Genomic DNA, 6934 nt, shown 5'->3' with positions numbered 1-6934 from the left:
CTGGGCCTCGGCGTACTGCCGCTCCCACGTCTCGCGGGCCTCGTCGTAGCCCTCGAGCCACTCGCCGGTGTCGGAGTCGAAGCCCTCGGGGTAGACGTAGTTGCCCTGCTCGTCGTACGAGGCCGACATGCCGTAGGCGGCCGGGTCGAACTGCTCCTCGTCGCCGACGACGCCCTCGTTGGCCTGCTTGAGGGACAGCGAGATGCGCCGGCGGTCCAGGTCGATGTCGATGACCTTGACCAGGATCTCGTCGCCGACCTGCACGACCTGCTCCGGGATCTCCACGTGGCGCTCGGCCAGCTCGGAGATGTGCACCAGGCCCTCGATGCCCTCGTCGACGCGCACGAACGCACCGAAGGGGACGAGCTTGGTGACCTTGCCCGGCACGACCTGACCGATCTGGTGCGTGCGGGCGAACTGGCGCCACGGGTCCTCCTGCGTCGCCTTCAGCGACAGGGAGACCCGCTCACGGTCCAGGTCGACGTCGAGGACCTCGACGGTGACCTCCTGGCCGACCTCGACGACCTCGGACGGGTGGTCGATGTGCTTCCAGGACAGCTCGGAGACGTGCACCAGACCGTCGACGCCGCCGAGGTCGACGAACGCACCGAAGTTGACGATCGAGGAGACGACGCCCGTGCGGACCTGGCCCTTGGCGAGCTTGTTGAGGAACTCGCTGCGGACCTCGGACTGGGTCTGCTCCAGCCACTGACGACGGGAGAGGACGACGTTGTTGCGGTTCTTGTCGAGCTCGATGATCTTCGCCTCGAGCTCGCGGCCCACGTAGGGCTGCAGGTCGCGCACGCGGCGCATCTCGACGAGCGAGGCGGGGAGGAAGCCGCGCAGGCCGATGTCGAGGATCAGGCCGCCCTTGACGACCTCGATGACGGTGCCGGTGACGACCTCGTCGGCTTCCTTCTTGGCCTCGATCGTGCCCCAGGCGCGCTCGTACTGAGCCCGCTTCTTGGACAGGATGAGCCGGCCTTCCTTGTCCTCCTTCTGGAGGACGAGGGCTTCCACCTCGTCGCCGACCTTGACGACCTCGGTCGGGTCGACGTCGTGCTTGATGGACAGCTCACGCGAGGGGATGACGCCCTCGGTCTTGTAGCCGATGTCCAGCAGCACCTCATCCCGGTCGACCTTGACGATCACGCCTTCGACGATGTCGCCGTCGTTGAAGTACTTGATGGTCTGGTCGATCGCAGCGAGGAAGTCCTCGGCGGTGCCGATGTCGTTGACCGCGATCTGGGGGGTGCTGTCGGGACGGACCTGGGTGGAGGTCATGTGGTCGAGTGCTCCGGACGGGGGATGCGTAGGGACAGGATCACCCGCGGCCCAGGCGGACCACGGGGAGGTTCACGGGAGGCGGCAACGCCGACCCCCGTACAGGAGGGTCAACACCACAGACCTCTGGCGTGCTCCCCATCGTACGGACCTGGCGAGAGCCCGGTCCACCAGGGGGCGGGCCCGACCGGCAGGGCCACCGGCCGGACGGCGTGTCACCATCGGCGCGTCATGGACAGCACCCCGGCCCGACCCCCCGCGGCCTCCCTGCCGCTGGCCGAGGACGGCTACCCGGCAGCGGGAGGCGTGACGCGGCGGCCGGCCGGAGCGGCCGAGTCCGCCCGCGCGAACCGGGGCTGGTGGGACGCCGCCGCCCCGGCCTACCTCGCCGAGCACGGCAGCGACCTCGGCGACGCCGACTTCCTCTGGTGTCCCGAGGGGCTGCGTGAGGCCGACGCGCACCTGCTGGGCGAGGTCGCCGGGCGGCGGGTCCTGGAGATCGGCTGCGGCTCGGCTCCCTGCTCCCGCTGGCTGCGCACGGCCGGTGCCGCACCGGTGGCGCTGGACGTCTCCGGGGGCATGCTCGCCCGGGCCGCGGAGCTGAACCGGTCCACCGGCATCGCCGTCCCCCTGCTGCAGGCCGACGCGGGGGCACTCCCCTTGGCCGACGCGAGCGTGGACCTGGCCTGCTCGGCCTTCGGCGGTCTGCCGTTCGTCGCCGATGCCACGGCGGTGCTGCGCGACGTCGCCCGCGTCCTGCGGCCGGGCGGGCGACTGGTCGCCTCGGTGAACCACCCGATGCGGTGGCCGATGCCGGACTCCCCCGACCCGGCCGACCTGCGCGTCGTCTCCTCCTACTTCGACCGCGCGCCGTACGTGGAGACCGACGACGCCGGGGCCACCGTCTACGTGGAGCACCACCGCACGATCGGCGACTGGGTACGTGCGGTCGTCGGTGCCGGGTTCGTGCTCAGCGACCTCATCGAGCCGGAGTGGACGCCCGGCCGCACCGAGACCTGGGGCCAGTGGTCCCCGGAACGGGGCGCGCTGATGCCGGGGACGCTGATCTTCGTCGCACATCTGCCCGGCTGACCTAACGGACTGACGACCCCAGCAACTGTGCAGCCCGTCCACTGGGTGACTTCGTGCGAGTCGTCGATCGTTACCTTTCCGCCATGGAAGACGTCATCGCCTGGGTTCAGCTGGGCTCTACTCTCGCCCTTCTAGGTGTCACCTACTGGTACGCCAAGACGACGAAGGAAATGGCGGGCAGCGCCAAGCGGTCGGCCGATGCTAGCGCGCAGGCTACGGCGGCCGCCGAAAGATCAGCCGAGGCCGCTCGGGATGCGGCTACGGTCGCGCAGTCGCAAATCAAGCCGGAGTTCAGTGGTCGTCTAGTCCCTGCGCTACTTCAACAGGGATCGTCGGATCACGTCGCTTGCTTGAAAATTGACTCGACTGGCGACGCCGTCGTCGTCCAGAGGATCCACATCCGCCGCGCCTTCCGAAAGTCGTACGAGCCAATCAAGGGTGAGGCAGCCATCAGTAACGTGGAGTTGAAGCCCGCGGTCCCGGACTCGCAGCTGCCAGCGAGGTTGCACTACGGCGAACACCTGCTGATGACGCACGCGACCATCCAGGATGTCCGCGATGACCCCTTCACACGGTTCCTCATCGACATCGAGTACACATTCAGTGAGGCTGGCAGCGCCGGCGCGACCAGGCAGATCATTCTCGACGTTGAGTAATTGCCTCGACAGATGACCTACAACCACCAGTTCAGGCTTGACAGTCGGGAGCGCCACCGCGCCGTTGGAGACAGAGTTCGGGCGGTGATCGGTGATCGGTGCCGGCTTCGAGCTTTGGGACCTCCTCGAGCCGGAGCGGATACTCGGTCGCACGCAGACCTCGGGCCAGTGGTCGTCGGAGCGTGACTCGCTGGCGACCGGGACGCTGGCGCTGGTCGCCAATCTGCCCGGCGGACCTGCGCCAGGGCGGGTTGACCTGCCAGGCTGGCCGCCGACGCCGGCCCGCCGGTCCGGCCGCTCGACCGACCTGAGGGAGCAGCGCGGTGGACCAGACAGCACAGACCGTCCTGGGCGATGCGACCGAGAGCGCTGTGGTGGTGCTCGTCCCGGACGCCGACCCGCTGGTCGACGCACACCGCCAGCAGTTCGACGTCTCCGCGTCGTGGGGGATCCCGGCCCACCTGGCGGTCATCTACCCCTTCGTCACACCACGCCAGGTGGACGACGCCCTGCTGGCCGGTCTGGCCGAGCTCCTCGCGGCAGAGCCCGCCTTCGACTGCACGTTCACCGGGACGGCGTGGTTCGGCGAGGAGATGCTCTACCTGGTCCCCGACCCCGAGGAGCCGTTCCGCCGGATGACCCGGCGGGTGGCCGAGGCCTACCCCGACCACCCGCCGTTCCGGGGCGCGCACGGCGAGCCGGTGCCGCACCTGAGCATCGGGCAACGTCGCCAGGGCGACCTGGCCGGCCTCGAGCAGGCCCAGAAGGTGCTGTGCGAGGCGATGCCGCTGCGGACCCGCATCGACACCGCCGCGTTCTACGCCGGCACCCGGGAGCCGGGCTCCTGGCACCAGGTCGCCACGTTCCCCCTGGGCCGCCCCACCAGCTGAGCGCCCCGCCCGCGGCCCCGATGCAGGGGCCCGCGCCGAGCCTGCGAGGCGTGGGGGGGCATCGGGGTCCTTCGTCAGTGGGCGGCGGCGTCCCAGCTGGTGCCGAAGCCGACGGAGACCTCCAGCGGCACCGACAGCTGCGCCGCACCGGCCATCTCGCGGCGCACCAGGGCCTCGAGGGTCTCGCGCTCCCCCGGTGCCACCTCGAGCACGAGCTCGTCGTGGACCTGCAGCAGCATCCGTGAGCTCAGCCCCTCGGCTGCGATGGCGCGCTCCACGTTCAGCATCGCCACCTTGATGACGTCGGCGGCCGACCCCTGGATCGGGGCGTTGAGCGCCATCCGCTCGGCCATCTCCCGGCGCTGCCGGTTGTCGCTGGTCAGGTCCGGCAGGTAGCGGCGGCGGCCCAGCGTCGTCTCGGTGTAGCCGGTCTGCCGGGCGTCGTCCACCACCCCGTCCAGGTAGTCGCGGATGCCGCCGAAGCGCTCGAAGTAGGCGTGCATCTGCCCGCGCGCCTCCTCCGGGGTGATCCGCAGCTGCTGGGACAACCCGTAGGCGCTCAACCCGTAGGCCAGGCCGTAGCTCATCGCCTTGATCCGCCGGCGCATCTCCGGGTCGACCTGCTCGATCGGGATGTCGAACGCCCGCGACGCGACGAAGGAGTGCAGGTCCTCCCCGGAGGTGAACGCCTCGATCAGGCCGGCGTCCTCGGACAGGTGCGCCATGATCCGCATCTCGATCTGGCTGTAGTCGGCGGTCATCAGCGACTCGTAGCCGGCCCCGACGACGAAGGCCTGCCGGATCCGGCGCCCCTCGGCGCTGCGGATCGGGATGTTCTGCAGGTTCGGGTCGGTCGAGGAGAGCCGGCCGGTCGCCGCGATCGTCTGCTGGTAGGTGGTGTGCACGCGGCCCACCTCGTCGACCATCGGGATCAGCCCGTCGATGACGGTGCGCAGCCGGGTGACGTCCCGGTGTCGCAGCAGGTGCTCGAGGAACGGGTGACCGGTGGAGGCCAGCAGCGAGGTCAGGGCCTCGGCGTCGGTGGTGTAGCCGGTCTTGTTCTTCTTCGTCTTGGGCAGGCCGAGCTCGTCGAAGAGGACCGCCTGCAGCTGCTTGGGCGAGCCCAGGTTGATCTCCTTGCCGATGACCGCGTACGCCTCGTCCGCTGCATCGGTCACCGCGGCGGCGAACTCGCGCTGCAGTTCGCGCAGGGAGTCCAGGTCCGCGGCGATGCCCCGGTGCTCCATGGCCGCGAGCACCCGGGTCAGCGGCAGCTCGATGTCCCCGAGCAGCTGGTCGCCGCCCTTCTGCCCGAGCACCTGCTCCAGGGCGTCGGACAGGTCGTTGACCGCCACCGCCTTGAGGACGTCGGCATGCGCGGCGGCCGCGGCGACGTCCTCCTCCGAGGGCCCGAGCCCGTCGAGGGTCAACTGGCCCTCCGGCTCCGCGGCGTCCTTGAGCTCGCGACGCAGGTAGCGCACCGCCAGGTCGCCGAGGTCGAACGACCGCTGCCCGGGGTTGACCAGGTAGGCCGCGAGCGCGGTGTCGCTGACCATGCCCTGCAGGTCCCAGCCACGGCTCCAGATGGCCAGCAGCGGGCCCTTGACCTCGTGCACGACCTTGGGGGTCGTCGGATCGGCCAGCCAGCCGGCCAGTGCCTGCTCGTCGGCGGTGTCGAGGTCGGGACCCAGGTCGACGAAGGTGGCGTGGTCGTCGGCGGCGGCCAGCGCGATCCCGGTGAGCTCGCCGACACCGCGGCCCCAGGTGCCCCGGAAGACGACCCCGGTGTGCCCGGTGCGCGCGTGCGCGGTGAGCCACCCGGCCAGCTCACCCGGGGCCAGCCGGTCGGCGGTCACCTCGAAGCCGCCGTCGACCTCCGGCTCCGGGGTGGCGAGAGTGGCGAAGAGCCGGTCACGCAGCACCCGGAACTGCAGGTTGTCGAAGAGGGTGTGGACCTCGTTGCGGTCCCAGGGCTGGACGGCGAGGTCCTGCGGCCCGACCTCCAGCGGGACGGCGCGGTCGAGCTCGGTGAGCCGGCGGTTCTGCAGCACCGAGGAGAGGTGCTCCCGCAGCTTCTCCCCGACCTTGCCCTTCACCGTGTCGACCTGGTCGACCAGGGCATCGAGCGACCCGTACTCACGCACCCACTTGGCGGCGGTCTTCTCCCCCACGCTCGGGATGTTGGGCAGGTTGTCGCTCGGGTCGCCGCGCAGTGCGGCGAAGTCGGGGTACTGGGTGGGGGTGAGGCCGTACTTGGCCTCCACCTCCTCCGGCGTGAACCGGGTCAGGTCCGACACGCCCTTGCGCGGGTAGAGCACCGTCACGTGCTCGTTGACCAGCTGCAGCGCGTCCCGGTCGCCGGTGCAGATCAGCACGTCCATGCCCTGCTCGACCGCCTGCACGGTGAGGGTGGCGATGACGTCGTCGGCCTCGTAGTTCTCCGCGGTGATCACCGGCACGTGCAGCGCACCGAGGACCTCCTGCACCAGGCTCACCTGGCCGCGGAAGTCGGTCGGGCTCTCGGCGCGGTTGGCCTTGTACTCGGCGTAGATCTCACTGCGGAAGGTCTTCCGGCTGACGTCGAAGGCCACCGCGAGGTGGCTGGGCTGCTCGTCGCGCAGCACGTTGATCAGCATCGACGTGAAGCCGTAGACGGCGTTCGTCGGCTGCCCGGTGGTGGTCGAGAAGTTCTCCACCGGGAGGGCGAAGAAGGCCCGGTAGGCCAGCGAGTGGCCGTCGAGCAGCAGCAGCCGCGGACGGACCCCGGGGGCCGGGTCGGAGGCGGACGCTGTGCTGCTGACTGGGGTGCTCACCGGTGCGGACATCGACCACGAGCTTAAGGGCGCCCACCGACGGTCCGGACCGGTGCACGAGCCGACCAGGCACCGCCGGTGGCTACGGTGCGCGGATGACCACCGCGCGTCCGGACTGGCTGCCGTCCGACACCCAGGGGCCCCTGGACGACAAGCTCGGGATCCAGATCACCGACTACACCCCCGACCGGCTGGTGGC

Annotated in this window: 5 protein-coding genes; 3 read left to right on the top strand and 2 right to left on the bottom strand. The window is 70.3% G+C overall.

All coding sequences use genetic code 11. From position 1 onward, the window contains the following. A partial coding sequence (rpsA, locus tag G5C62_RS24335; RefSeq protein ID WP_164703041.1) for a 30S ribosomal protein S1 occupies positions 1 to 1284 on the bottom strand: 1284 nt, incomplete at its 3' end. 231 nt (positions 1285 to 1515) lie between these two features. Here rpsA and G5C62_RS24330 point away from each other — a divergent pair. From G5C62_RS24330 to G5C62_RS24320, 3 genes are all read left to right on the top strand, one after another. Further along, entirely contained in the window at positions 1516 to 2376 is an 861-nt protein-coding gene (locus tag G5C62_RS24330; protein WP_164703040.1) for a class I SAM-dependent methyltransferase, read from the top strand. Between the two features lie 83 nt (positions 2377 to 2459). After that, complete coding sequence (locus G5C62_RS24325; RefSeq protein WP_164703039.1) at positions 2460 to 3032, top strand: hypothetical protein; 573 nt, start codon at positions 2460 to 2462, stop codon at positions 3030 to 3032. 323 nt (positions 3033 to 3355) lie between these two features. Further along, positions 3356 to 3922 (top strand): 2'-5' RNA ligase family protein, encoded by a 567-nt coding sequence (locus G5C62_RS24320; protein ID WP_164703038.1) that lies wholly within the window; start codon positions 3356 to 3358, stop codon positions 3920 to 3922. A gap of 74 nt (positions 3923 to 3996) precedes the next feature. Here the strand turns inward: G5C62_RS24320 and polA are convergent, their stop codons facing one another. Further along, positions 3997 to 6735 (bottom strand): DNA polymerase I, encoded by a 2739-nt coding sequence (gene polA / locus G5C62_RS24315; RefSeq protein ID WP_206330837.1) that lies wholly within the window; start codon positions 6733 to 6735, stop codon positions 3997 to 3999. Between the last annotated feature and the right edge of the window lie 199 nt (positions 6736 to 6934).

Source organism: Modestobacter sp. KNN46-3 (assembly GCF_011039295.1).
This window is presented reverse-complemented; position numbering and strand designations above follow the sequence as displayed.